General features: G+C 73.1%; 22 protein-coding genes and 1 riboswitch. Of the genes, 10 read left to right on the forward strand and 12 right to left on the reverse strand.

The window, feature by feature from the left end:
- Nucleotides 1–71: 71 nt before the first annotated feature.
- Genes ACFZDI_RS28865 through rsmH form a run of 3 tightly spaced genes read right to left on the reverse strand, consistent with a single transcriptional unit; the run spans nucleotide 72 to nucleotide 3500 of the window.
- Nucleotides 72–2030 (reverse strand): penicillin-binding transpeptidase domain-containing protein, encoded by a 1959-nt coding sequence (locus ACFZDI_RS28865; RefSeq protein WP_391254282.1) that lies wholly within the window; start codon nucleotides 2028–2030, stop codon nucleotides 72–74.
- A 5-nt stretch (nucleotides 2031–2035) separates the two neighbouring features.
- Nucleotides 2036–2512: a hypothetical protein gene (locus tag ACFZDI_RS28870; RefSeq protein ID WP_234845016.1), complete on the reverse strand. Its 477-nt coding sequence runs from the start codon at nucleotides 2510–2512 to the stop codon at nucleotides 2036–2038.
- Between the two features lie 31 nt (nucleotides 2513–2543).
- The gene (gene rsmH, locus ACFZDI_RS28875; RefSeq protein ID WP_361120100.1) at nucleotides 2544–3500 is read right to left on the reverse strand and encodes a 16S rRNA (cytosine(1402)-N(4))-methyltransferase RsmH; all 957 of its coding nucleotides are present in this window, start codon (nucleotides 3498–3500) and stop codon (nucleotides 2544–2546) included.
- A 386-nt stretch (nucleotides 3501–3886) separates the two neighbouring features.
- On the opposite strand from rsmH, the gene ACFZDI_RS28880 reads away from it, so the two are divergent.
- The 4 genes from ACFZDI_RS28880 to ACFZDI_RS28895 all read left to right on the forward strand — a co-directional run bounded on the left by ACFZDI_RS28880 (nucleotide 3887) and on the right by ACFZDI_RS28895 (nucleotide 9555).
- Nucleotides 3887–4438 (forward strand): carbonic anhydrase, encoded by a 552-nt coding sequence (locus tag ACFZDI_RS28880; protein WP_234845014.1) that lies wholly within the window; start codon nucleotides 3887–3889, stop codon nucleotides 4436–4438.
- Nucleotides 4439–4724: 286 nt separating this feature from the next.
- Complete coding sequence (locus ACFZDI_RS28885; protein WP_372486521.1) at nucleotides 4725–5801, forward strand: AAA family ATPase; 1077 nt, start codon at nucleotides 4725–4727, stop codon at nucleotides 5799–5801.
- Entirely contained in the window at nucleotides 5801–7162 is a 1362-nt protein-coding gene (locus ACFZDI_RS28890; protein ID WP_391254286.1) for a DUF58 domain-containing protein, read from the forward strand. Before ACFZDI_RS28885 ends, ACFZDI_RS28890 begins: the two co-directional genes overlap by 1 nt.
- Nucleotides 7162–9555: a transglutaminaseTgpA domain-containing protein gene (locus tag ACFZDI_RS28895; protein WP_391254289.1), complete on the forward strand. Its 2394-nt coding sequence runs from the start codon at nucleotides 7162–7164 to the stop codon at nucleotides 9553–9555. The genes ACFZDI_RS28890 and ACFZDI_RS28895 overlap by 1 nt, the downstream gene beginning before the upstream one ends.
- Before the next feature lie 167 nt (nucleotides 9556–9722).
- On the opposite strand, the gene ACFZDI_RS28900 is transcribed toward ACFZDI_RS28895, so the two are convergent.
- The 3 genes from ACFZDI_RS28900 to ACFZDI_RS28910 form a co-directional block, all read right to left on the reverse strand.
- Nucleotides 9723–10121 carry a DUF3040 domain-containing protein gene (locus ACFZDI_RS28900; RefSeq protein ID WP_234845010.1) on the reverse strand — a complete coding sequence of 133 codons (399 nt, stop codon included), beginning with the start codon at nucleotides 10119–10121 and terminating at the stop codon, nucleotides 9723–9725.
- 278 nt (nucleotides 10122–10399) lie between these two features.
- Complete coding sequence (locus tag ACFZDI_RS28905; protein ID WP_391254291.1) at nucleotides 10400–11215, reverse strand: methyltransferase; 816 nt, start codon at nucleotides 11213–11215, stop codon at nucleotides 10400–10402.
- A gap of 179 nt (nucleotides 11216–11394) precedes the next feature.
- Nucleotides 11395–11958, reverse strand: a complete 564-nt coding sequence (locus ACFZDI_RS28910; protein WP_391254292.1) for an SAV_6107 family HEPN domain-containing protein — start codon at nucleotides 11956–11958, stop codon at nucleotides 11395–11397.
- A 167-nt stretch (nucleotides 11959–12125) separates the two neighbouring features.
- Between ACFZDI_RS28910 and ACFZDI_RS28915 the strand changes: the two genes are divergently transcribed.
- The 4 genes from ACFZDI_RS28915 to ACFZDI_RS28930 all read left to right on the forward strand — a co-directional run bounded on the left by ACFZDI_RS28915 (nucleotide 12126) and on the right by ACFZDI_RS28930 (nucleotide 17745).
- Complete coding sequence (locus ACFZDI_RS28915; RefSeq protein ID WP_391254293.1) at nucleotides 12126–13049, forward strand: ATP-binding cassette domain-containing protein; 924 nt, start codon at nucleotides 12126–12128, stop codon at nucleotides 13047–13049.
- Nucleotides 13021–15105: a YhgE/Pip family protein gene (locus ACFZDI_RS28920; RefSeq protein ID WP_391254295.1), complete on the forward strand. Its 2085-nt coding sequence runs from the start codon at nucleotides 13021–13023 to the stop codon at nucleotides 15103–15105. The genes ACFZDI_RS28915 and ACFZDI_RS28920 overlap by 29 nt, the downstream gene beginning before the upstream one ends.
- 47 nt (nucleotides 15106–15152) lie before the next feature.
- Nucleotides 15153–15782, forward strand: coding sequence for a TetR/AcrR family transcriptional regulator (locus ACFZDI_RS28925; protein ID WP_234845005.1), 630 nt, complete (start codon nucleotides 15153–15155; stop codon nucleotides 15780–15782).
- A gap of 472 nt (nucleotides 15783–16254) precedes the next feature.
- Nucleotides 16255–17745: an FAD-dependent oxidoreductase gene (locus ACFZDI_RS28930; protein WP_391254296.1), complete on the forward strand. Its 1491-nt coding sequence runs from the start codon at nucleotides 16255–16257 to the stop codon at nucleotides 17743–17745.
- 27 nt (nucleotides 17746–17772) lie between these two features.
- Here ACFZDI_RS28930 and ACFZDI_RS28935 read toward each other — a convergent pair whose 3' ends face one another.
- From ACFZDI_RS28935 to ACFZDI_RS28960, 6 genes are all read right to left on the reverse strand, one after another.
- Nucleotides 17773–18702, reverse strand: a complete 930-nt coding sequence (locus ACFZDI_RS28935) for a hypothetical protein (protein ID WP_391254299.1) — start codon at nucleotides 18700–18702, stop codon at nucleotides 17773–17775.
- 56 nt (nucleotides 18703–18758) lie between these two features.
- Nucleotides 18759–19682, reverse strand: coding sequence for a methylenetetrahydrofolate reductase [NAD(P)H] (gene metF, locus ACFZDI_RS28940; RefSeq protein ID WP_391254301.1), 924 nt, complete (start codon nucleotides 19680–19682; stop codon nucleotides 18759–18761).
- A gap of 98 nt (nucleotides 19683–19780) precedes the next feature.
- Nucleotides 19781–20437 carry a thiamine phosphate synthase gene (gene thiE / locus ACFZDI_RS28945; protein ID WP_391254304.1) on the reverse strand — a complete coding sequence of 219 codons (657 nt, stop codon included), beginning with the start codon at nucleotides 20435–20437 and terminating at the stop codon, nucleotides 19781–19783.
- A gap of 330 nt (nucleotides 20438–20767) precedes the next feature.
- Nucleotides 20768–21133, reverse strand: a complete 366-nt coding sequence (locus ACFZDI_RS28950) for an Rv2175c family DNA-binding protein (protein WP_031131943.1) — start codon at nucleotides 21131–21133, stop codon at nucleotides 20768–20770.
- 64 nt (nucleotides 21134–21197) lie between these two features.
- Nucleotides 21198–22439, reverse strand: coding sequence for an FAD-dependent oxidoreductase (locus ACFZDI_RS28955; RefSeq protein ID WP_391254307.1), 1242 nt, complete (start codon nucleotides 22437–22439; stop codon nucleotides 21198–21200).
- A 32-nt stretch (nucleotides 22440–22471) separates the two neighbouring features.
- Nucleotides 22472–22822 (reverse strand): hypothetical protein, encoded by a 351-nt coding sequence (locus ACFZDI_RS28960; protein WP_391254310.1) that lies wholly within the window; start codon nucleotides 22820–22822, stop codon nucleotides 22472–22474.
- A 52-nt stretch (nucleotides 22823–22874) separates the two neighbouring features.
- A riboswitch (TPP riboswitch) is annotated at nucleotides 22875–22986 on the forward strand.
- On the opposite strand from ACFZDI_RS28960, the gene thiO reads away from it, so the two are divergent.
- Together thiO and thiS are read left to right on the forward strand one after the other, a co-directional pair.
- Nucleotides 22984–24168: a glycine oxidase ThiO gene (gene thiO, locus ACFZDI_RS28965; RefSeq protein ID WP_234750480.1), complete on the forward strand. Its 1185-nt coding sequence runs from the start codon at nucleotides 22984–22986 to the stop codon at nucleotides 24166–24168. It overlaps the preceding riboswitch by 3 nt.
- Nucleotides 24165–24365, forward strand: a complete 201-nt coding sequence (gene thiS / locus ACFZDI_RS28970; RefSeq protein WP_234750478.1) for a sulfur carrier protein ThiS — start codon at nucleotides 24165–24167, stop codon at nucleotides 24363–24365. The genes thiO and thiS overlap by 4 nt, the downstream gene beginning before the upstream one ends.
- The last annotated feature ends 2 nt before the right edge of the window (nucleotides 24366–24367 follow it).

Below are 24367 nucleotides of genomic sequence, written 5' to 3' on the forward strand. Positions count from 1 at the left end.
GTGATCGTAGTCACGGAGGCGGTCCTGGTGGGTCGGTGGGGCTGAGTGCTGATCAGGGCGGTCGGCCCTGGTCACTGCTGGAAGGAGACGGGCAGTTTCGCGGCCTTGGCGCCGGTCGGGGGGACCTGGAGGGACTTCAGGGCGAACTCCATGACCTTCTTGTAGACGGGGCCGCAGATCTGCCCGCCGAAGTAGCTGCCCCGGGTGGCGTTCTGGATGGCGCAGTAGACGGTGACGCGGGGCTTGTCGGCGGGCGCGAATCCGGCGAACGACGACGTGTAGCCGTGGTACTTGCCGGTGGCCGGATCCACGCGGTTGGCGGTACCGGTCTTGCCCGCGACGCGGTAGCCGGGGATGCGCGCCTTGGTGCCGGTGCCCTCCTCGTCGTCCACGACGGACTCCAGCATCCGGGCGAGGGTCTTCGCCGTCCGGTCGCTGACGACCCGGGTCTTCTCGGGCTTCGGGGCGGGTGTGAACCGGCCGTCGGGGCCCTTGGTGCCGCGCACGAGGGTGGGTTCGATCCGCACGCCGCCGTTGGCGATGGTCGAGTACACGGAGGCCGCCTGCATGGCGTTGATGGAGACGCCCTGGCCGAAAGGGATCGTGTACTGCTGCGAGGTCGACCACTTGCCGGGCGGGGCCAGGATGCCCTTGGTCTCGCCGGGGAAGCCGAGCCCGGTGTAGCCGCCGAGGCCGAACTTGCGCAGGTAGTCGTAGAGGACCTTGTTGGCCTGGGCCTGGGTCTTGCCGAGCTGTCCGGTGGCGAGGATGGTGCCGATGTTGCTGGACTTGGCGAGCACGCCGTTGAGCGTGAGGTACCAGGTCGGGTGGTCGATGTCGTCCTTGAACAGCCGGTCGCCGCGGTGCAGCCGGTTGGGTACGACCACGTGGGTGCCGGGGGTGGCGACGTTCTGCTGGAGCACGGCGGCCATCGACATGACCTTGGCGGTGGAGCCGGGCTCGAAGGCGTCCTGGAGGGCGGCGTTGCCGAGGGCGGCCGGGTCGGCGTCGGACAGGTCGTTCGGGTCGAAGCCGGGCGAGTTCGCCATGGCCAGGACCTGCCCGGTGCGGGTGTCCTGGACGATGACGTAGCCGCGGTCGGCGGCCGACTCCTTCACCTGCTCGCTGATGGCGTTCTGGGCGGCCCACTGGATGTCGCGGTCGATGGTGAGCTCGACGTCGCTGCCGGGGACGGCGGGTGTCTCGGTGGAGCCCGCGGTGGGCACCAGGCGGCCGCCGGACTGGGCGTAACGGATCTTGCCGTCCTTGCCGGCGAGCTGCTTGTCCAGCTGCAGCTCGATGCCGCCGCCGGGCTTGCCCTCGCCGTTGACCCAGCCCAGTATCCCGGCGGCGAGGTCGCCGGCCGGGTACACGCGCTTGCTGGTGGCCACGGAGAAGACGCCCGAGAGCACGTTGGGCGTGGACTTGTCCGTCTCCGCCTTCTTGGCGAGCGCCGACTTGAGGTCCTTGATCTGCTTCCAGACCTGCGGGGTCTGGCGGGAGGCCAGTTTGACGTAGCGCAGGGCCGTGTTCTTCGGCCGCAGCTTTTCGACCAGGTCCTCCTGCTCCTGGCCGAGGATCGGCGCGAGGAGCGCGGCTGCCTGCTCGGGTCCGTCCCCGATCTTCAGCATCTTCGGGGCGAACATGGTGGGGTCGGCGGTGATGTCGTAGGCGTCCTCGCTGGTCGCGAGGGCCACCCCGGAGCGGTCGGTGATCTCGCCCCGGTCGGCGGCCAGCACCTGCCCGACGTACCGGTTCTGCTCGGCCTTGGCGGCGTAGGTGCTCGCGTCGACGGCCTGCACCTGGAACAGCCGCACGACGAAGGCGGTCAGCACCAGGGTCAGCGCGAGTCCGACCAGCCGCAGACGGGGGCGGGGGCTGCCGAGCCGCAGCGGCTTGGGCGCCGCCGGGCGGGCCTGCCCCGGGCGCCGGGCCGGACGGGCGCCGGGGGCGGGACGGCGCCGGGCGTCCGGCCGGGCGGGCCTGGCGGGGCCGGGCACATGGCGACGCGGCGGTTGCCTGTCGGACACTTCCGTCACCTGCCGGGGGTCGGGGCGAGGCCGTCGGTCAGGGCCTCGGGGGCGAGGCCGTCGGTCAAGGCCTCGGGGGCGAGGACCAGAGGGGTGTGCGCTGCGGGCCGCCGGACACCGGGAGCGGCACTGGGGACGCCCTTGACGGTGCCGTCGGGGTCGAGGAAGGCGGGGTCGCCGCCGGGCACCATGCCGAGCTCGCGGGCGCGGCGCTGCAGGGCGTCGGGGGCGGAGTAGGCGTCGATGTCCCGCTGGAGGGCCTGCTCCTCGTCGGTGAGGTTCTTGGTCCCGCGCTGGAGGTCGTCGAGTTTGAACGCGCCCTCGCTGAGCGCCGAGTTCAGCACCAGGAGCGCGAGGAGGCCGCCGCCGAGGAGGAGGACGACCAGGAGGACGAAGGGCGTGCGGGCCGCCTGCCCGGGGCCGGTCGGGAGGAGCCGCGCGAGTCGGGCCGCCCTCCCCTTCAGTTCGGGTTTGCCGCTCACGCACGCTCCCTCGGTCCGGCCTGCACACGCCTCACTCGACGTCCTCCCTGATGCGCTCGGCCCCACGCAGCCGGGCCGGTGCCGCTCGCCGGTTCTCGGCGATCTCCTCTTCGGTGGGGAGTTCGGCACCACGGGTCAGCAGCTTGAGCCGCGGCTGGTAGCGCTCGGGGACGACGGGCAGCCCGGGCGGCGCCGTGGTGGCGGCGCCCGCCGCGAAGACCTGCTTGACCAGCCGGTCCTCCAGCGAGTGGTACGACAGCACGGCGATCCGCCCGCCCACGTCGAGCGCCTTCACAGCGGCGGGGATCGCCCGCTCCAGGACGGAGAGTTCGCCGTTGACCTCGATGCGCAGGGCCTGGAAGGTGCGCTTGGCCGGGTTGCCGCCGGTGCGCTTGGCGGCCTGCGGAAGCGCGTCCCGGATCAGTTCGACGAGCCGTGCGCTGTTGCTGAACGGCTCCTTCTCCCGCTCGCGCACGATCGCGCCGACGATCCGCTTGGCCTGCTTCTCCTCGCCATAGGCCCGCAGGATGCGCACGAGTTCGCCCGGCGGGTAGGTGTTGAGGACCTCGGCGGCGCTGACGCCGGTCGTCTGGTCCATCCGCATGTCGAGAGGGGCGTCCTGGGCGTAGGCGAATCCCCGGTCGGCCTCGTCGAGTTGCATGGAGGAGACGCCCAGGTCGAACAGGATGCCCTGCACGCGCGCGATGCCGAGCCGGTGCAGCACCTCGGGGAGTTCGTCGTAGACGGCGTGGACGAGGGTGGCGCGCTCGCCGTAGGGCGCGAGGCGCTCGCCGGACAGGCGCAGGGCCTCCTTGTCGCGGTCGAGGGCGACGAGCCGGGTGCCGGGGAACCTCGCCAGGAGCGCCTCGCTGTGACCGCCGAGGCCGAGGGTGCAGTCGACGACCACGGCGTCCGGGCCCTCGAGCGCGGGTGCCAGCAGGTCCAGGCACCGCTGGAGCATCACCGGGACGTGTCGACTCTCGCTCAAGGGGCCCTCTCAGATCCGGCGTGGCCGTCCGCACCGCCGGGTCCCCGCCCGCTCGTGAAGGGGAGGCCTGCCGGCGCCGGAAGCGTCAGCCGACCGGGAGCGGGAGGAGGCCGAGCCGTACGTACGCGCCGCGCACGCGGGGAGATCTCCGGTCGTGGCCGGGGTCTCCGAAGAAATTCAGTCCAGCGGGGAGAGTCTCGCCTCCCGCTTCGCGTCACTTTAGTCCACCGTGTCGCCCGGTCAATCAACCGGCCTGCGCGTCGCCGCCGTTCGCGCGGAGCCCCGGACACGCCCGGTGTGGGGTACCTCACAGACCGCGCTCGACGGCATTCTTTGTTCACTTCCACAGGAGGCCGCGACGGGGTGTGACCAGTAACGTCATAGCTATGACGACTTCTGCATCGGTTCCCACAGGTTCGGAGAGCGCCATAATGGGCGACGGCACGGTCACCGACCGCCTCGTCGAGGCCAACGCCCGGTACGCCGAAGCCTTCACCGACCCGGGCATGGACGCCCGGCCGGTGCTGCACGTCGCGGTCGTGGCCTGCATGGACGCCCGTCTCGACCTGCACGCGGCGCTCGGCCTCGAACTGGGCGACTGCCACACCATCCGCAACGCCGGCGGCGTGGTCACCGACGACGTGATCCGCTCCCTCACCATCAGCCAGCGCAAGCTGGGCACCCGCAGCGTGGTGCTCATCCACCACACCGGCTGCGGCCTGGAGAGCCTCACCGAGGACTTCCGCAACGAACTGGAGGCCGAGGTCGGCCAGCGCCCGGCTTGGGCCGTGGAGTCCTTCCGAGACGTGGACCAGGACGTGCGGCAGTCGATGCAGCGCGTGCGCACCTCGCCGTTCGTGCCGCACACCGACGACGTGCGCGGATTCGTGTTCGACGTGAAGACCGGCCTGCTGCGCGAGGTCGACCCGGCCTCCTGACCTGCGCGGCGGGATGCGCCCACCCCGGCCCGCCACCCGCCGCGGCTGTCTGAATCCTGTCAGTCACACGTTCGAATGGCCGTAACACCGACATATCGCGGCCAGTTGTCCACAGTCGAGTGACACGAATCGGTAACGGCAGCAAGAATGCGGGAGTGGCGTCACGCGGAACTTTTCACGCGTGGTGTCCGTGGTTCGGGGTGGGCCGGCCCGCGTCATGCGGCGTCGGCCCGGGAAAATGGGGTATTCCGTGCTTCCCAGCACGGGAAAGGCCGAGGAGCGCCGGGTGACGACCTATGACGATCGAGCGAGCCATGGGGGTCCCCCCGCCCGAGATTTCTCGCGGGTGGGAGATGACCTGACCGCCGTCGTGGAGCGCGTGCGGGAGTCGGTGGAAGGCGTGATCGAGGGCAAGCCCGAGGTCGTACGGCTCTCGCTGACCGTCCTGCTCGCCGAGGGACATCTGCTGATCGAGGACGTTCCGGGTGTCGGCAAGACGATGCTGGCCAAGGCGCTGGCGCGGTCCATCGACTGCTCGGTGCGGCGCATCCAGTTCACGCCCGACCTGCTGCCGTCGGACATCACCGGTGTGTCCATCTGGGACCAGCAGCGCCGTGACTTCGAGTTCAAGCCGGGCGCGATCTTCGCGCAGGTGGTGATCGGCGACGAGATCAACCGCGCCTCGCCCAAGACGCAGTCCGCGCTCCTGGAGTCGATGGAGGAGCGCCAGGTCACCAGTGACGGCAACACCTACGAGCTGCCCAGCCCCTTCATGGTGGTGGCGACGCAGAACCCGGTCGAGATGGAGGGCACCTACCCGCTCCCGGAGGCCCAGCGCGACCGCTTCATGGCCCGGGTCTCGGTCGGCTATCCGAGCGCGGAGGCCGAGCTGAAGATGCTGGACGTGCACGGCGGCGTCTCGCCGCTGGAGGACCTCCAGCCCGTGGCCCACGCGCACGAGATCCTCAAGCTCATCGAGGCGGTGCGCGCGGTGCACGTCGCCGAGCCGGTCCGGCGCTACGCCGTCGACCTGGTCGGCGCCACGCGCACCCACCCCGACCTCAGACTCGGCGCCTCGCCGCGCGCGACGCTGCACCTGCTGCGCGCGGCGAAGGCGTCCGCGGCCTTGAGCGGCCGGGAGTACGCGCTGCCCGACGACGTGCAGGCCCTCGCCGTCGCCGTCCTGGCCCACCGTCTGCTGCCCACCGCCCAGGCCCAGCTCAACCGGCGCACCGCCGAGCAGGTCGTCGAGGAGATCCTGCAGCGCACCCCGGTGCCGTCCGGCCCGCAGCAGCAGAGCGGCTTCGGCGGCCTGGGCCGCACGGCGCCGGCGTATCCCCAGCAGCCGCCGCGGAGGCTGTGATGACCACCGCGGGGGCGGGGCAGGCGGAGGCCGACCGGGGTGACAAGGGCGGCATCCGCACCGCCCTGGCCGGTCTGACCACCCGCGGACGCTCCTTCCTGGCCGCCGGCGTCGCGGCCGCGATCTGCTCCTACGTGCTCGGCCAGAGCGACCTGCTGCGCGTGGGTCTGCTGCTGGCGGTGCTGCCGCTGGTGTGCGCCGCCGTGCTGTACCGCACGCGCTACCGGGTCGCGGGCAGCCGCCGGCTCTCCCCCGCGCGCGTGCCCGCCGGCAGCGAGGCCCGGGTCCATCTGCGCATGGACAACGTCTCGCGGCTGCCCACGGGCCTGCTGATGCTCCAGGACCGGGTGCCCTACGTGCTCGGTCCCCGGCCCCGCTTCGTGCTCGACCGGGTGGAGGCGGGCGGACGGCGCGAGGTGTCCTACCGGGTGCGCTCCGACCTGCGCGGACGCTACCCGCTTGGCCCGCTGCAGCTGCGCCTGACCGACCCGTTCGGCATGTGCGAGCTGACCCGGGCCTTCTCGACGTACGACACCCTCACGGTCATCCCACGCGTGGAGTCGCTGGCGCCGGTGCGGCTCAGCGGCGAGGCGAAGGGGTACGGCGACGGGCGGCAGCGATCGCTCGCGCTGGCCGGCGACGACGACGTCATCCCGCGCGGCTACCGCCACGGCGACGACCTGCGGCGGGTGCACTGGCGCTCCACCGCCCGCTACGGCGAGCTGATGGTGCGCCGCGAGGAGCAGCCGCAGCGCGCCCGGTGCACGGTGCTGCTGGACACCCGCGGCATCGCCTACCAGGGCGCGGGGCCCGACTCGCCCTTCGAGTGGGCCGTGTCGGGCGCCGCCTCGGTGCTGGTGCACATGATCGAACGGGGCTACTCGGTGCGGCTGCTGACCGACACCGGCGACGTGGTGCCCGGCGAGGGCGCCGACGGCTTCGCGGGCGCGAGCCAGGAGTCGGCGGACGCGGCCGGGCTGATGATGGACACCCTCGCGGTGATCGACCACTCCGACGGCGCGGGCCTGTCCCGCGCCTACGACGTGCTGCGCGGTGGGAACGAGGGGCTGCTGGTGGCCTTCCTCGGCGACCTGGACGAGGACCAGGCCGCCGTGCTGGGCCGGATGCGGCAGCGCAGCCCGGGGGCGGTCGCCTTTGTGCTGGACAGCGACACCTGGATGCGGGAACCGAGCGGTGTGGCCGGCCCGTCGGACAGGAGCGGAGAGCGGCTGCGGATGCTGCGCGAGGCGGGCTGGACGGCCCTGCGCGTGCCGCGGGGGGCCGCCATGGACGAGCTGTGGCGGCTGGCCGACCGGGAGCGCAGGGGTGTGGCCGCCGCGAGCGGCGGGGAGGGACCGTGATGAGCGGGCGGGGACGACTGACCCTGGGCGCCTGGGCGGCCACGCTGATGGCCGCGTGCGCCCTGCTGCCCCTGGTCAGACCGGCCACCTGGATCGTGCAGGCGGCTTTCCTGCTGGCGCTGCAGTCGGGCGTGGGAGCCGCCGCCCGCCGGGTGCCGCTGGCCCGGCCGCTGACGGTGGCGGCACAGGCCGTGGTGACCGTGGCCCTGCTGACCTTCGTGTTCGCCCGTGAGCAGGCCCTGGCCGGGGTGATTCCCGGGCCGCAGGCCTTCGACCGGTTCGCGCTGCTGCTCCGGCAGGGCGGCGACGACATCGCCCGGTACGCCATCCCGGCCCCCCTGGAGTCCGACGGCATCCGGCTGATGCTGCTGGCCGGGGTCCTGGTCATCGGGCTGCTGGTGGACACCCTCGCGGTGACCTTCCGCAGCGCCGCTCCGGCCGGACTGCCCCTGCTCGCCCTGTACTCGGTGGCGGCGGGGCTGTCGGACGGGGGCTCGGACTGGCTGTGGTTCCTGGTGGCGGCGGCCGGTTATCTGATGCTGCTGCTGGCCGAGGGGCGGGACCGGCTCTCGCAGTGGGGGCGGGTCTTCAGCGGCGCCCAGCGCACGGCGGGCGGGGAGTCGAGCGGCGTGGTCGCCCCGGTCCGCACCGGCCGGCGCATCGGCGTGGTGGCGCTGGGCATCGCCCTGGTGGTGCCGCTCGCCCTGCCCACGATGAACGGCGGCCTGCTGGACTCGGTGGGGGCGGGCGCGGGCGGCGGATCCGGCGGCGGGGGCACGATCTCCGCGGTGAACCCGCTGGTCTCCCTGCGGGACAGCCTCAACGCGGACGAGGACCAGCAGGTGCTGTCCGTGCGGACCAAGGCGCCGGACGTCTCGGACCTGTATCTGCGGATCGTGTCCCTGGACGACTTCGACGGCACCACGTGGAAGCCGTCCCGGCGGTCCATCACCGCCGTCCCCGACAGCACCTTCCCGGACCCGGTCGGCCTCAGCCCGGACGTCAAGCGCACGGAATTCGACACCGCGATCACGGCGGCCGGCTGGTACGCCCAGGACTGGCTGCCCATGCCGTACCCGCCGAGCGGTGTGCGCATCAGCGGCAACTGGCGCTACGAGCCGCAGGGCATGACGCTGGTCGGCGATCACGGGCAGAACACGCGGGGCCTGACGTACCAGGTCACGAGCCTGGACGTGCGTCCGACGGCGAAGCAGCTCGCCGCGGCCGCACCGGCGCCGGCCGACATCGAGCGCGAGTTCACCAAGCTCCCCGACTCGCTGCCGTCGGTGGTCTCCCGCACCGCCCGCAAGGTCACCGCGGGCGCGGCCAACCCGTACGACCAGGCGGTCAGGCTCCAGGACTGGTTCGCCGTGTCCGGCGGCTTCCAGTACGACACGCAGGTTCAGGTGGGCAGCGGCTCGCAGGCGATCGCCCGCTTCCTGAAGGACAAGCAGGGCTTCTGCGTGCACTTCTCCTTCACGATGGCCGCGATGGCCCGCTCACTGGGCATACCGGCCCGGGTGGCGGTGGGCTTCGCCCCCGGATCCCCGCAGGCGGACGGCTCGGTGTCGGTGGGACTACGGGACGCGCACGCCTGGCCCGAGCTGTACTTCGAGGGCGTGGGGTGGACCCGCTTCGAGCCGACTCCGAACCGCGGCTCCACACCGGCGTACACCCGGCCCGACAACCCGGGCAGTTCGCTCCCGGACGACGCCCGTCCCTCCCAGTCGGCGTCCACCGCGCCGTCCGCGGCGCCCTCGGCGAGCGAGACCTGCACGCCGGAGCAGAAGAAGCTGGACGGCGGCTGCGCGAGTGAGTCGCCGCAGGCGGCGCTGCCCACGGACGACGACGGGCCCCGGTGGTACGCGTACCTGGTGTGGGCCCTGGCCGGCCTCGCCGTCCTGGCGCTTCCGCTGGCCCCGATGCTGTGGCGGCTGCGGACCCGCGCGGCCCGGCTCGGGGCACACGGCCGGGGCGAGGCGGACACGGCGCCGCACACCTTGGCCGTCTGGCAGGAGCTGACCGACACCGCGTGGGACTTCGGCATCGCGCCGGACGACTCGCAGACACCGCGCAAGGCGGCGGCCCGCATGGTCCGTCTCGGCGATCTCGACGCGACGGCCACGGCCTCGGTGCACCGGGTGGCGAACGCGGTGGAGCAGGTCCTGTACGCCCCGCACCCCCGGCCGGTGGCCGGCCTCACGGAGGACGTCCGTCGGGCCACGGCGGGCCTCGGCGCGGCAGCCGGCCGTCCGGCCAGGCTCCGCGCGCTCCTCGCTCCCCGCTCGACCGCGCGTGTGGTGTGGGCGCTGTCGGCCTGGTGGGCGAGGGTCCCGGAGCGCGCTGCGGCACTGCGTCCGACCTGGGGGAAGACGTCGGGCCAGCAGGGCTGAGGCCGCGGCAGGGCCGGGGACCGGGCAGGGTCAGGGACCGGGCGGTGCCGAACCACGGAAGGGCAAACGTGAGGGGGTGACCACCGCGTCGGTGGTCACCCCCTGACCTGCGTGTTCATCGGGGACCTGCGTGTTCAATCGGCATGGCGGGGCTGCGCGAGGGGTGGCTAATGCCCGCCCTGCTCGTCGCGGCGCTTCTGCCAGCGCTGCTCGATGCGGTCCATGACGGAGCGGCGCTGCCGGCTCTGTCGACGGGCGTGGGGGCCGGCGGCACCGGCCGCCTGCTCACCCGGCTTGGGGGCCTTGCGCCAGCCGGTCACGGCGAGCACCGCACAGCCCAGCATGACGAGGAAGCCCACGACGCTGAGCCAGACCTGCTTGGCGACCATTCCGGCCATGAGGAGCGCGATACCTACGAGGAAGCCCGCGACCGCCTGGTAGACCCGTCGCCGGGTGTACGTACGCAGCCCGCTTCCCTCAAGCGCTGTCGCGAACTTGGGATCTTCGGCGTACAGCGCTCGCTCCATTTGCTCGAGCATGCGCTGCTCGTGCTCCGAGAGCGGCACGGAGTCCTCCTCATCGTGCAGTCGCCGGGGCGACCCGGGGGGTCCCTTCAGGATAGGCAGGGAATCGCCCCCGTGAAACCCGCCCCTCTGCGCCAATTGACCAACCGGAACCCGCCATGGGCGTCCCGGCTCGCTGAGGCTTCATTCCCCGGCGGCCGATCCGTCATGCCGGAACGGTCTCCCTCGATCATACGGCGCGCCGCCCCCATTCGGGGGGCCTGTGGCGTACTCCATGCGCAGCCAAGGCGCTGATCAGCGGTGGTGCCTCACGGGCGGGCTCACGCCCCGGCGGCCTCATCGGCCTCGCCGGCCCCATGGGTCTCACTGGTCCCAGGGGCCCCGCCGGTCTCGCCCAGCACGTGCAGCTGGGTGGCGACGGAGTGGAACGCGGGGAGCTCGGCCGCGGCCTCCTCCAGCTTCAGCAGCGCTTCCAGGGCTCCGGGCTCGGTGTCCACGAGGACGCCGGGTACGAGGTCGGCGAAGACCCGCACGCCGTGCACGGCACCGACGTGCAGGCCCGCGCCCTCGACCAGATCGGTGAGCTGCTCGGCGGTGAAACGGCGCGGTACGGGGTCACCCGTGCCCCATCGTCCGTTCGGGTCGTCGAGCGCCTGGAGGGCCTCCTTGAAGTGCCCTGCGAGGGCACGGGCCAGGACGGCACCGCCCAGCCCGGCGGCGAGCAGGCTGAGGACGCCCTCGGGGCGCAGGGCCGCGACCACGTTGCGGACACCCTCGGCCGGGTCGTCCACGTACTCCAGGACGCCGTGGCAGAGCACCGCGTCGTAGCCACCGCGCTCGGCCACGTCGAAGAGGCCGTGGGCGTCGCCCTGGACGCCCTTGACGCGGTCGGCGACACCGGCCTCGGCGGCGCGGCGCTCCAGGGCGAACAGGGCGTTGGGGCTGGGGTCGACGACGGTGACCCGGTGGCCGAGGCGGGCGACGGGCACGGCGAAGTTGCCGCTGCCGCCTCCGGTGTCGAGGACGTCCAGCGACTCCCGGCCCGTGGCCTTGACCCGGCGGTCCAGGGCGTCCTGGAGGACCTCCCAGACCACGGCGGTACGGAGTGAGGCGCGGGGGCGCATCGGGTCCGACACGTCAGTTGACTCCTCGGCGCGGCACCGCCTCTTGCACGGCGGCGCGAACGGGGCGTCTCCCCCGGCCCCGGCCACGGGGAGGGAAGACTTCAGGCGTCCCCCACCCTATTGCCTCGGTGGCGGCGTCCGGATGCCCCGGTCCCGGGACGTCACGCGGGTCGGGCGGGCCCGGGCCGCGGTCAGCCGGCGTCCGGCATGCCGCTTCCCGCGCCGGGGTCCTCCGGCTGGTCCTGGTCCGGGCGGGGCTGCGGGAGGACCGGCTGCAGGACCAGCATCCGCTCGACGAGGCGCAGGAACATCGCCACGTCGCGTATGAGGTCGTCGGCGTCCCGGCCGGTGGCCGCGCCCTGGATGCCGGCCTCGGCCCGGGCACGGCGCCGGGCACCGGCTGCGAACATCGCGCTCCACTCGGTCAGTTCGGGGGCGATCTCGGGGAGCACTTCCCAGGCGCTCCGGATCCTGGCCCGGGCCCGTGGCGAGGTCTCCGGGCGCCCCCGGGCGGCGAGCACCGCGGCGGCGGTGCGCAGGGCGGCGAGGTGGGCCGTCGCGTAGCGCTCGTTCGGAGTGTCCAGGGTGGTGGCCTCGTCGAGGCTTGCGCGCGCCTGGGCGAGCAGGTCGAGGGCGGCGGGCGGGGCGGTGGCCCGGCGGAGCACGGGGTGCACGTCGCTCGCAGGGCCGGTCAGTGAGGGGGCAGGGCCGGTGGCGCGGCGCCGACGGGCGGCTGCTGCGTGGTAGCTGGCCATGACGAACCTCCTGTCGTCAGTTGACGGCACGTCACGTCACGGAGTGCCGTATGTGACCCATCGTGAGGTATGGCACTGACAATCCGTTCTGACCTGCCGTTTTGCTTCGCTCGTGGGTTCGGAGTAGTTTTTGCACTGACCAGTCAGTTCAAATTCAGGGGAAGCGCGTGGGGGAACAGGCAGGAGGGGTGCGGATCGCCGCCGACGGCCTCGGGATCAAGGGGCCACGGGGGTGGGCGGTCCGCGGGATCTCCGTCGACGCCGAGCCGGGGGCGCTCGTCGCGGTGGTGGGCCCGTCGGGGACAGGCCGGACGTGCCTGCTGCTCGCGCTGACGGGCCGGATGAAGGTCTCGGAGGGCACGGCCGTCGTGGGGGACGCGCGGCTGCCCAAGCACATGGCGGCCGTGCGCGGCATCAGCGCGCTGGCGCACGTCCCGGGGGTCACCGACCTCGACCCGGCGCTGACCGTGGGCGAGCACCTGCGCGAGCGGGCACTGCTCCAGCGGCGGTTCGGCGCCTCGCTGCGCGCGCTGCTGCGCCCCCGCGGCGAGCGGGCGGCCGAGGCCCGGCGGCGCGTGGACGCCGCGCTCGAAGCCGCCGGGCTCGACCTGGAGGCCCTGCCGAAGGGGCCGCGCACGGCGGTACGGGACCTGGAGCGCCTGGAGGCGCTGCGGCTGTCGATCGCCCTCGCCCTGATCGGCGAGCCGCGCCTGCTCGGCGTCGACGACGCCGACCTCAAGCTGTCGGACGGTGAACGGGAGGAGGTCCACGCGCTGCTCAGGTCCCTGGCCGACGCCGGGACGACGGTCGTGGCGGTGTGCGCCGAGGCCCCCGAGGGCGCGGTGCGGATCTCCACCGCACAGAGCGCCGAAGAGCGGGAAGCCGAGGTCGACGGGTCCGGCCGGGCGGACACGGCACCCCAGGAGGCCGCACCCGAAGAGGCCCGCCGGGCGGACGAGCCCGAGCAGGCGGACCGGACAGACGCAGACCGGGCGGACGAGCCCGAGCAGGCAGACCTGGCGGACGAGGCCGACGAGGCCGGTCAGGGAGAGGAGAAGGCCAATGCGGTCGCCGAAACTCGCCGCTCTTGAGCTGCGCCGCTTCGGGCGGGGGAAGCTGCCGCGCGCCGCGCTGGTCGCGCTGCTGGTGCTGCCGCTGCTGTACGGCGCGCTGTACCTGTGGTCGTTCTGGGACCCCTACGGCCGTCTGGACCGGATCCCGGTCGCGCTCGTGAACGACGACAAGGGGGCGACCGCAGACGGCAGGAAGATCACGGCGGGCGACGACATCACCAAGGGCCTGCGCGACAGCAAGACCTTCGACTGGCGGGAGGTGAGCGCCGCCGAGGCCCGCAGGGGCGTCGAGGACGGCAGCTACTACCTGTCGCTCACCCTGCCCGCGGACTTCAGCGAGCGGATCGCCTCCAGCTCGGGGAAGACCCCCGAGACCGGCGCCCTCCAGGTGCGCACGAACGACGCGAACAACTACATCGTCGGACAGATCTCCCGGACGGTCTTCAGCGAGGTGCGGCGGGCGGCGTCCACGAAGACGTCCCGGTCCTTCCTGGACAAGATCTTCGTGTCGTTCTCCGACATCCACGGCAAGACCGTGAAGGCGGCGAAGGGGGCCGACCGGCTCAACGGCGGCATCGACAAGGCCGAGAAGGGCTCCAAGAGCCTCGCCGACGGCCTGAAGAACGCCAAGGGCGGCAGCGGCAAGCTCGCCACCGGCCTGAAGAAGCTCCACACCGGCGCGGGCGACCTGGAGGACGGTTCGAAGCGGGTCGCCGAGGGCACGCAGAAGCTCGCCGACCGGGTCAACGGCACCGCCGACAAGGTCGGCCCGTTCCTCAAGGGCAACGAGAAGACCATCGGCGACACCGCCCAGCTGGTCGCCGACTCGTCCGGGGTGATCCGCAAGCACCTGGACACCCTGGTGGAGACGGCCCCGACCGCCGCCAAGGACGCCCGCGCGGCCTCCGGCAAGCTGAACGACGTCTACGCCCGGCGCTGCGACGATCCGGTCCTGCCGGACACGGCCTGCTCCGATCTGAAGACGGCCAAGGACGCGGCCGCCGACGTGACCACCATCGCCGACGACCTCAACACGCTGATCGCGGACCAGGACGGCGACCTCGACAAGCTCGACAAGAACCTCGCCACCCTCCAGAAGCAGTCCCAGGCGCTGGCGAACCGCGCACCGCACCTCTCCGAGGACCTCAACGACGCCGTCAAGAAGATCAACGCGCTGAACGACGGTGCGGCCGAGGTCGCCGCAGGCGCCAAGAAGCTGCACAAGGGGATCGGCACGGCCAAGACCGGTGCCGTCGGCCTGGACAAGGGCCTGGGCAAGCTGAAGACGGGCGCGGACGACCTCAACGGCGGGATCTACAAGCTCGTCGACGGCTCCGGGAAACTCGCCGGCGGACTGCACGACGGGGCGGAGAAGATCCCCGACTACGACGAGCAGGACCGCGACCGACGCACCGAGGTCATGGCCGACCCCGTGCGGCTCGCCTCCCAGGACCTGCACAAGGCGCCCAACTACGGCACCGGCTTCGCCCCGTACTTCATCCCGCTCTCCCTGTGGGTGGGTGCGATGGTGGCCTACATGCTGATCGCGCCGATGAACCGGCGGGCGCTCGCCGCGGGCGCGCCGGCGTGGCGGATCGCGCTGGCGGGCTGGCTGCCGGTGGTGGCGATCGGGGTGCTTCAGACGGTGGCGCTGATGTCGGTGCTGCACTGGGCGGTCGGCCTGCAGATGGCCCGGGCGGCCGGGACGGTGGGCTTCCTGTTCCTGGTGACGGCGTGCTTCGCGGCGATCGTGCAGTGGCTGAACGCACGCTTCGGGGCGGCGGGCCGGATCCTCGTCCTCGCGCTGCTGATGCTCCAGCTGACCTCGGCGGGCGGTACGTACCCCGTCCAGACCAGTCCCGGGTTCTTCAACGCGCTCCACCCGTTCCTTCCGATGAGTTACGTCGTCGAGGCCCTGAGGCGGCTCATCACCGGCGGTGGACTCGAACCGGTGGGGCAGGCGTGCGTGGTGCTGACGGCCTTCACCGCCGGCGCCCTCGCGCTGACCGCCGTGGCGGCCCGCCGGCGCCAGGTGTGGACACTGGACCGGCTGCACCCGGAGCTGAGCCTGTGAGCCCCACCGTCGCTTCCACCGGAAGGGTTCCTGTGACAATCGGGGCCATGGAAAGCAGCAGTGCCGCGTCGGGCGGCAGCACGCGCCGCGAGGCCACCCGGCAGAAACTCTACGAGGCGGCCGTCACGCTCATCGCCGAGCAGGGGTTCTCCGCCACGACCGTGGACGAGATCGCCGAGCGTGCCGGGGTCGCGAAGGGCACGGTCTATTACAACTTCGCGAGCAAGTCCGTCCTCTTCGAGGAACTGCTGCGGCACGGAGTGGGTCTGCTGACCGCCTCCCTGCGCGAGGCGGCCGAGCGGACCGCGGCCGAGGGCGGCAACAAGGTGGACGCCCTGGACGCGATGATCCGCGCCGGGCTGGTCTTCATCGACCGCTACCCGGCCTTCACGCAGCTGTACGTGGCCGAGCTGTGGCGCACCAACCGGACCTGGCAGTCCACGTTGATGGTGGTCCGGCAGCAGGCCGTCGCGGTCGTGGAGGACGTACTGCGCGACGGTGTGGCGGCCGGGGAGTTCAGCGAGGAGATCGACATCTCGCTGACGGCGTCCGCGCTGGTCGGCATGGTGCTGGTGGCCGCTCTGGACTGGAAGTCCTTCCAGGCGGAGCGCTCCCTGGACGACGTCCACGCGGCGCTGTCCCGGCTCCTCCAGGGGCGGGTCAGCGGCTGCCGCTGAGCGGCCCCGCTCCGCACAGGTGAAAGCGCCGGTCCGGTGTGGCCGCGTCCCCCGCGGGCCACCCCGAACCGGCGCCTTTCCCACTCCCCCGTTCTCCTTCTCCTGCTCCCCCGTGCGTCCCCCGCAGGACCCCCGTGCGGTCGTCCCCCGGTTTTTCCCGGTTGCCCGGTTCTCCCCCGTGTCTCGCTCCCGCCGACACCGTCGGCGGAAGGAGCGGATCGCGGGCCGGCTCCGTTCCGGCGCCCCGTGTCGCCGGTGCCGGAGCCGTGCCCCTCTCCGTGCCTCCACTCTCTCGTCCGCGCAGGTCGGCCCCCATCCGCGCGCGTACTCAACTCCCCGGCTAGGTACGCGTACTCAGGGCTGCGCACGCAGGCCCACGGCGCCCGTCGCCGCCTGGTCACGACGACGTCCGCGCCCGTACTCGGCAGACCGGGGGCCGGGGCTGTCGGTGGGGGCCGATAAAGTCGCCGGCATGGCACGGATTGCGGTGATCGGCGCCGGGATGGGCGCGCTGGCGGCTGCCGCCCGGCTGGCCGTCGCGGGCCACCGGGTGGCGGTGTACGAGCGGACGGACACCTACGGCGGAGCCCTGCGCCGCTTCGAGCGCGACGGGTTCTCCTTCGACACGGGCCCCGCCCTGCTGCCGCTGCCCGCCGTCTACCGCGACCTCTTCGTGAAGACCGGCAAGGAGCCGCTGGAGTCCTGCGTCGAGCTGGTCCAGGTCGACCCCTCCGCCCGGCACGTGTTCGCGGACGGCACCGAGGTGTCGCTGCCGAACGCCTCCCGCGCGGGTGTCGTCGCCGCCCTGGACGAGGGGCTCGGCGCGGGCGCGGGGCAGCGCTGGGGCGACTTCCTGGTCCGGGCCCGCGAGGCCTGGGACCGGACCCGCCGGCCGCTGCTGGAGGAGCCGCTGTGGCCGAACTGGCAGGTGCTGGCCGAGCGCGAGCCCTACCCGTCGGTGCCCCACAAGCGGCTGCTGCGCACCCGCCGGGCCGGCACCCTCGCCGAGATCGGCGCGTGGGAACTGCGCGATCCCCGGCTCACGGCTCTTCTGGAGAGTCACGCCCTCGGTTACGGCCTGGATCCCCGGGTCACCCCGGCGAGCGCGGCCGTGCTGCCGTACATGGAGCACGCTTTCGGCACCTGGTACGTGCGCGGCGGGCTGCGGGAGCTGGCGCGGGCCGTCCATGAGCGGTGTCTGGCCCGGAAGGTCGAGTTTCACTTCGGTGCCGACGTCACCGGTGTGCTGGAGAAGGACGGCCGGGCGTCGGGGGTGGAGTGCGCCGACGGGTCGGTGGCGGAGGCGGACTTCGTGGTCGCCGGACTCGCGCCCGGAGCACTGGCCCGGCTGACGGCGGGCACCGTCGTACGGGGGGACGGCGATGTGCCGCCGCAGCCGGCCGCGGCCTCCCGGCTGACGGTCCTGCTGGCCCTGCGCGGCGCCCGCCCCGAGGGCACGGCGCACCGCACGGTGGTGCACGCCCCGGACCGCGAGGCGGAGTTGGAGGCCCTGTTCGGCACGGCGGCCGGGGCCTCCCGCCCCACGGTGACGGTCCTGCGGCCGGACGACCCGCGCACCGCTCCGGCGGACCACGAGGCGGTCACTCTCACGACGGTGGTGCCCGCGCGTCCGGGCCGGTCCCACGACGACCCCGCCGACCACATGATCACCGTCGCCGAACGTGCCGTACCCGGTCTGCGCGACCGGCTCCTCTGGAGCGAGGTGAGCACGCCGGACGACATCGCGGACGCGACGGGCGCGGAGGGTGGAGCGGTCCCGGTGCCGGCCCTGGCGGCGGGCGGCGGACGGCTGCTGCACCCGGCCAACAGCACACGGGTGCCGGGCCTGTACGCCGTGGGCGGCTGGGCTCACCCCGGCGGCGGACTGCCGCACGCGGGGATGTCGGGCGCACTGGTGGCGGGGCTGATCGTGGAGGGGCCGGAGTTCCGCGGCTCGCAGTGAGCGTCCCGTCGCGGCGGGGCGAGATCCTCAGAAACGGTACTGCTCGTCGAAGCCGTTCCCCTGCGGCTGCTGCCCGCCCCCCTGGTAGGGGTACGGCTGCTCGGGCGGCAGTTCCTGCCCGTACTCGTCGGTGTTGCGCTGCTGCGGGACCCACACCCCGCCGGGCGGGGACTCGCCGCCGTAGGTGCCGACGTACTGGTCCTGGCCGTACGTCTGCTGACCGTAGTACTGCTGGTCGCCGTAGGTGCCGTCGTACGCGCCCTGGCCGTAGTTCGAGGAGCCGATGTACGGGTCCGAGTAGGCGGCGTACTGCTGCTGGCCGGCGGCGTCGTAGGCCTGTTGCTGGCCGTAGCCGGAGTAGTCGTAGGCGTACTGGTCGGCGGTCTGGGCGGCGTACTGGTCGTGGGGCTGCTGTCCCGCGGTCTGGTACCCGGTCTCGTAGACGCCGTAGGAGCCGCTGTCCTCGGGCATGGGCTGGGGCTCGTAGACGGCGGTGGTCTCGGCGGACGTGGGCTGGGCGGCGCGGGCGGGGGTGAAGACGTCGTCCCCGTCGTAGTCGTCGCCCGGGCCGTGGGGGGCGGGGTCGCGGCGGTAGGCGGCCGCCCCGTCGTCGTAGCCGTCCTCGGCCTCGAGGCCGGACACCTCCAGGGTCGGCTCCTGGCGGCCGCGCTCACCGCGGCGGCGCTTGCTGCCACCCAGAGCGGGCGCGTTCATCGCCCAGCCGGCCGCGAAGCCGCTGCGGAACGACAGGGTGACGTACGTCTGCCCGACCGCGAAGGCGGCCGCACCCAGTCCGATCACGACGACCGACGGGATCAGGACACCGACGACGACGCCGAGGAACCCGGCGAAGGCCAGCAGGCGCCAGCGCAGCCGCGCCTTGTACTGCAGCAGCACCTCACCCAGCAGCCACAGCGCGACGATGCCGAACGCGATGTAGAGGACCGTCCAGCCCATGTACGCCCCTCTCCCAGTGGCCGCTACGCAGTGTGTCGTATACCGGCGCGAACGGTCTAGGCCTGCGCTTGGTGGTGCAGGCCCAGGTTCTCGTAGATCTCCAGTGTCGCGGTGGAGTTGTTCAGCGTGATGAAGTGCAAGCCGGGCACGCCCTCGTCGAGCAGCCGCGCACAGAACTCCGTGGCGAATTCGATCCCAATGGAGCGTACAGCGGCCGGATCGTCTTTTGCTGCGAGGATCCGCTCTTTCAGGGCAGGCGGGAACGCGGCGTTGGTGAGGGACCCGATCCGTTCCAGGGTCTTCACGCTCGCGATCGGCATGACCTCGGGAATGATCGGGGTCTCGCAGCCGGCCGCCGAGACCCGGTCGCGCAGCCGGAGGTAGTCCTCGGGCTGGAAGAACATCTGCGTGATGGCGTAGTCCGCGCCCGCCCGGCACTTGTCGACGAAGTGGCGGACGTCGGTGTCCCAGTCGCAGGAGCGCGGGTGCATCGCCGGGAAGGCGGCGACGCCCACGCAGAAGTCGCCGGAGGCCTTGATCAGTTCGACGAGCTCGGCGGCGTAGGCGAGGCCCCGCGGATGCGGCACCCACTCGCCCATCGGGTCGCCGGGCGGGTCACCGCGCAGGGCGAGCATGTTGCGGATCCCGGCGTCGGCGTACTGGCCGATGATGTTGCGCAGGTCGGCCACCGAGTGGTCGACCGCGGTGAGGTGGGCGATCGGGGTGAGGGTGGTGTCGGAGGCGATCGCCTCGGTCGCCTTGACCGTGCCCGCGCGGGTGGAACCGCCCGCGCCGTAGGTCACGGAGACGAAGTCGGGCGCCACCGCCTCGACCCGGCGCAGCGCGTTCCACAGGTTCCGCTCGCCCTTCGGGGTCTTGGGGGCGTAGAACTCGAACGAGTACGTCGTCTTGCCGGCTGCGAGCATGTCGCGGACGGTGCGCGCGTGGTCCGACCTGATGGATGCGGTGCCGAGGGCCATACCGGCAGGTTAGCCAGGGGCCGTCGGTCCCCCAACCGCAGGCCGACATTTGCCCGGATTGTCCGCTTGTTGTCCATCCCTTGGACAAACCGCCGTAACTACGCCTCCCGCAGCCGCTTGGCGAACTCGGCCGCCGCGGCCCCCGGGTCGTCGGCCTCGGTGATCGCCCGTACGACGACGACGCGCCGGGCGCCGGCCCGAAGGACCTGGTCGAGGTTTGACAGGTCGATGCCGCCGATGGCGAACCAGGGGCGGTCGGTGCCGAGGCCGGCCGTGTACCGGACGAGGTCCAGGCCGGGCGCGTGACGGCCCGGCTTGGTCGGCGTCGGCCAGCACGGGCCGGTGCAGAAGTAGTCCACGCCCTGCTGGACGGCGGCCGCGGCGGCCTCGGACTCGGCGTGGGTGGAGCGGCCGATCAGGATGTCGTCGCCGAGGAGGGCACGGGCCGCGGGGACGGGGAGGTCGCCCTGGCCGAGGTGCAGCACGTCGGAGCCGGCGGCGTGGGCGACGTCCGCCCGGTCGTTGACCGCGAGGAGCTTGCCGTGCCGGGCACAGGCCTCGGCGAGGACGGCCAGGTGCTCCAGTTCCTCACCGGCCTCCATGCCCTTGTCCCGCAGCTGCACGATGTCGACCCCGCCGGCCAGCACGGCGTCGAGGAAGTCCGGCAGGTCGCCCTGCCGCTTGCGCGCGTCGGTGCAGAGGTAGACCCGGGCGTCGGCGAGCTGGGCCCGTGCGGTGGCGGCGGTGCCGGTCATACGTGTCCCCTGGGTGTCGTGGCGTACGGGTGTCCGCGCCGGACGTCGTGGCGTACGGGTGTCCGCGTGGGCGGCGTGCGGCGCGGGAGTGCCCCGGTCCGCGCGAACGCCTCGGGCACCTTACGCCTGCCCCGGGCCCGGCACCGGTGCGCAACGGCCCCCACCGGGGAGTCCGCAGCCCGGCCGCGAGCCACCGCCGGGCGATGCGCGGCCCGCGCGGGCACGAGCCACCCCCGGGCCGTGACCGCCGGGCCACGGCCCCAGGTCGGGCGGTTGTTCAGGTCCGGCTCCGCGGGCGCGGTGCCGGACGGTTGTCCGGTCGCGGCCGGGTCAGACCGCGAGCGCCTGGGCGCGGCGCTTCACCTCCGTGCCGCGATTCTCGCTGAGCGCCTGCGCGGGGGTGCCGGGCAGGCTGGGGTCCGGCGTGAAGAGCCACTCCAGCATCTCTTCGTCCGTGAAGCCGTCGTCCCGCAGCAGTGTCAGGGTCCCGGACAGGCCCTTGACGACCTTGTCCCCGTCGATGAAGGCGGCGGGGACGTGCAGCGCGCGGTTCTCACCTCGGCGTACGGCAATGAGCTGGCCGTCCTTGACCAGCTGCCGCACACGCGTCACCTCGACGCCGAACTGTTCGGCGATGTCGGGGAGGGTGAGCCAGGCGGGGACGAGAGCATCGATCTTTGCGTCAATCTCGGTCACGGAAACCAGCCTGCCATTTGCCACTGACAGTCGGAAGCCGGGCGGTCCACCCGGGCGCGGCCCGCTACACCGTCGCCGCCTTCATGGGCCGGGCCGGATCCGCCAGCAGCACCGGATTCATCACCGTGCCCGACTCGATCAGACGGCGGCCCTGCGCGAGGTCCCGCGGCCGGCCCACCGCCAGCAGCGCGACCAGCCGCTCACCCCGCAGCCAGCACACCGTCCAGGCCGGACCGGAGGGGTCGCCCCGCCACAGGGTCGTGTCCGCGGCCGCGTGATGCCCGGCGTACTGGACGAACCGCCCGAACTGCTCGGACCAGAAGTACGGCACCGGGTCGTACACCGCCGGCGGCTCCCCGGTGGCCCCGCCGACGATGTTCACGGCGACCGTGCGCGGCCCCTGGAGCGCGTTGTCCCAGTGGTGGATCAGCAGGCGCTCGCCGTAGCGCCCGGAGGGGAAGGAGGCGCAGTCGCCGACCGCGTACACGTCCGGCACGGTCGTGCGCAGGTGCTCGTCGGCGACGATCTCGCCGTGGGTGCCCAGCGCGACGCCGGAGCCGGTCAGCCAGGCCGTGGCGGGGCGGGCGCCGATGCCGACGACGACCGCGCCCGCGGGCAGCCGCGAGCCGTCGTCGAGGACGACGACACCGGGTTCGACGCGCTGCACGCGCGCGTGCGTGCGCAGGTCCGCCCCCGCGTCGGCGTACCAGCCGGACATCGGGGCGGCGACCTCCGCGGGCAGCGCCCCGGCGAGCGGGCGTTCCGCGGCCTCCACGACGGTCACCGCGCAGCCCGCCTCGCGGGCGGCCGTGGCGAACTCCGCGCCGATCCAGCCCGCGCCGACGACCACGATGTCGTGCTGGCGGGCCAGTACGGGCCGCAGCCGCTCGGCGTCGTCCAGGGTGCGCAGCAGATGCACGCCCGGCACGCCCTCGGTGCCGGGCAGCCGGACGGGTTCCGCGCCGGTCGCGACGACCAGGACGTCGTACGGCACGGGCCCGTCCTCGGTGTCCAGCTCGTGGTCGGCGGGGCGCAGGCCCAGCACCTCGCAGCCGAGCCGCAGTTCGATGCCGAGGGCTTCGAAGTCGACGTCGAAGGCGGAGCCCTCGGACTTGCCGAGCAGGACGGCCTTGGACAACGGGGGCCGGTCGTAGGGCTGGTGGGGCTCGGCGCCGATGAGGATCACGTCACCGGTGAAGCCCTGCTCGCGCAGCGCGACGGCGGTCTGCACCCCGGCCATGCCCGCACCCGCCACGACGACGCGCCGCGGCGCGGACGAACCTGGTTCCTGCGTCTGCTCGCTCACCTGATCACCATAGACACCTGACGTTTTGTCAGTCAGTGCTCATGCGCCGTGACCTGCTCCACAACGCTCGTGCCGTTGCCCCGCTGGGACTCCCACTCCCAGGTCTCCTCCAGCCGCACCCGCCCGTCGGGCAGCTCCACGACCGAGGAGACGCAGTGCCCGGAGGACGTGGTGCCGTCCTGCTTGAGCTGGACGTACCGGAAGTCCAGCCGGTCACCTTCCCGGGTACCCACGAGGTGCCCGCGTACGACGTCGCCGCCGGTGTACTCGGCCCAGATCTCGCCCCGCCGCTCGTGGTACGTGAACCGGGTGCGGGTGCCCACCTGGCCCGGGGCCTGGTCGGCGACCGGGGCGAGGACGAGACCGTCGAGGGATCGGGCCATGGGACGAGGCTCCCTTACTGCGGGACAGGGCATCGGGCTAGGGTGGCCAACGTAAAGCACTCGCGGGAGCCCGGACGCACCGGGCTGAGAGGGAGGCTGGCGGCCTCCGACCGTACGAACCTGATCCGGGTCATGCCGGCGAAGGGAGGGGCTGGACGCCCATGTCGCCTACGTCCACATCCACGTCCGCGTCGTCAGACGTCCTGGTCATCGGGGGCGGGATCATCGGCCTGGTCACGGCCTGGCGGGCCGCGCAACGCGGGCTCGCCACGGCCGTCGTGGACCCCGAGCCGGGCGGCGGAGCCGCAGAGGTGGCCGCCGGGATGCTGGCCGCCGTCACGGAACTGCACTACGGCGAGCAGACCCTGCTCGGCCTGAACCTCGCCTCCGCCCGCCGCTACCCGGACTTCGCCGCCGAGCTCACCGAGCTGACCGGCCGTGACCTCGGCTACCGCCGCTGCGGCACGCTCGCCGTGGCGCTGGACGCTGACGACCGGGCCCACCTGCGCGAACTGCACGCCCTGCAGCAGCAGTCGGGGCTGGAGTCGCAGTGGCTGTCGGGGCGCGAGTGCCGGCGCCTGGAGCCGATGCTCGCGCCGGGGGTGCGCGGGGGGCTGCGGGTCGACGGCGATCACCAGATCGACCCCCGGCGGCTGGCCGGGGCGCTGGTCGCCGCGTGCGAGCGGACCGGCGTGGTCTTCCACCGCACGTGGGCGGAGCGGCTGGCCGTCGTCCGGGACCGGGCCGCGGGCGCCGTCCTGGCCGACGGGACCGAGGCGGCCGCCGGGCAGGTGGTGCTCGCCGGGGGCAGCCTGAGCGGGCGGCTCGCGGGCGTCCCGGAGGACGTGCTGCCCCCCGTGCGGCCGGTGAAGGGGCAGGTCCTGCGGCTGACCATGCCGCGGCGGCACGGGCCGTTCCTGAGCCGGACCGTGCGCGCCGTCGTGCGCGGCAGCCACGTCTACCTGGTGCCTCGGGCGAGCGGCGAGCTGGTCGTCGGGGCGACCAGCGAGGAGCTGGGCTGGGACACCACCGTGACCGCGGGTGGTGTGTACGAGCTGCTGCGGGACGCGCACGAGCTGGTCCCGGGCATCACCGAGCTGCCGCTCACCGAGACCCGGGCCGGTCTTCGGCCCGGCTCCCCCGACAACGCGCCCCTGCTCGGCCCGACCGGTCTGGACGGCCTGCTGCTGGCCACCGGCCACTACCGCAACGGCGTCCTGCTCACACCCGTGACCGGCGACGCCCTGGCCCACGTCCTGGTTACGGGCGAACTCCCCGAGGAGGCCCGGCCCTTCACCCCGAAGCGCTTCAGTCCCGCCACTGCACTCACGGAGCAGCCCGCATGAACATCTCCGTCAACGGCGAGCCCCGGGACGTCGGGCCCGGCACGGCCCTCGACACCGTCGTGAGGTCGCTCACCGCCTCGCCCTCCGGTGTGGCCGCCGCCCTCAACGAGACCGTCGTCCCCCGCGCCCAATGGCCCGTCACGCCCCTCTCCGAGGGAGACCGCGTGGAAGTCCTCACCGCCGTCCAGGGAGGCTGACC

It is taken from the genome of Streptomyces sp. NPDC007907 (assembly GCF_042959365.1).
Lineage (GTDB): Bacteria > Actinomycetota > Actinomycetes > Streptomycetales > Streptomycetaceae > Streptomyces > Streptomyces indiaensis.